At 65.2% G+C, this 1,025-nt stretch carries 1 protein-coding gene; it reads right to left on the reverse strand.

What is annotated here, in order from left to right; translation table 11 throughout:
- A partial coding sequence (locus tag LPJGGPFB_RS32850) for an HlyD family type I secretion periplasmic adaptor subunit (protein ID WP_173424107.1) occupies positions 1–1,025 on the reverse strand: 1,025 nt, incomplete at both ends.

A 1,025-nucleotide genomic window follows, 5' to 3' on the forward strand; every position in this document is an offset into this window, starting at 1 on the left:
TCGGTGATCTCGACGGTTGCGAGATAGAAGGGTTGTCCGGTGTTGCGGTCGAGCGTGGTGGCGGCGGCAATGACGTCGATGCGGCCGTCAAGCTCGGGTGTCGTTCGCTGGTTGAAGACGGTAAAGCGCATGCGGCTCTTCTGGCCGGGCGCGATGCGGTCGATATCGACAGGCGGGATGCGGATCTCGACCGTCAGGTCCTCGCCCTCGGGCACGATCGACATGGCGGTGGCGCCGGGCGCGATGATGCCGCCGATGGTGTGGATCTGCAGGTCGTAGACGAGACCGTCGACGGGGGCACGCACTTCCATGCGCGACAGCCGGTCCTTTGCCGCCACCGCCCGTTCGGTCAGTTCGGCGATCTTGGCCTCGAGCCCGACGATCTGCCCTTGCGTTTCCTTGCGGTTGTTCTGGTCGATCGACATCAGCTTGATGCGCAGCTCGCTGATCTGGCCGAGCGCCTCGGCGATGCGGGCGAGCAGTTCGCCCTTGGAACCGTCGATGCGGGCCATCTGGCGCAGGAGGTCGCGATGTTCGGAGACCGGCACCAGGCCGCTCTTCAGAAGCGTGTCGAGCTTGGTGATCTCCTTCTCGACGATCTCTTTCTCCTTGTCGCTGGAGCCGGTCTGGGCCTTCAGGCCGCGGATCTGCTCCTCGAACTGGCCGATCTGCAGCCGCATCTGCTCTTCCTGGCTGGTGATCATCCGGCGATTGGCCTCGAACAGCTTCACTTCGCTGGTTTTCAGCACGTCCGGAATATCGAGTTCGCCGAAGGAGACGGTGGCGTCGCCGTCGCGTTCGGCCGTCAGCCGGGCGCGCATGGCGTAGAACTGCTGCAGCTGGCCGCGCACGATCGACAGCTCGACCCGGGTCTGGGTCTCGTCGAGCTGCAGGAGCACGTCGCCCTTCCTGACATGGGTGCCGTTCTTGACGGGGATGGCCGAGACGATGCCGCCGTCGCGGTGCTGGATCAGCTTGACCTGCTGGGAAACGGCGACCTGGCCCTGGGTGATGACGGCGCCCGA

Origin of the sequence: Ensifer adhaerens (genome assembly GCF_013283195.1) — a bacterium.
Taxonomy (GTDB): Bacteria; Pseudomonadota; Alphaproteobacteria; order Rhizobiales; family Rhizobiaceae; genus Ensifer; species Ensifer adhaerens_G.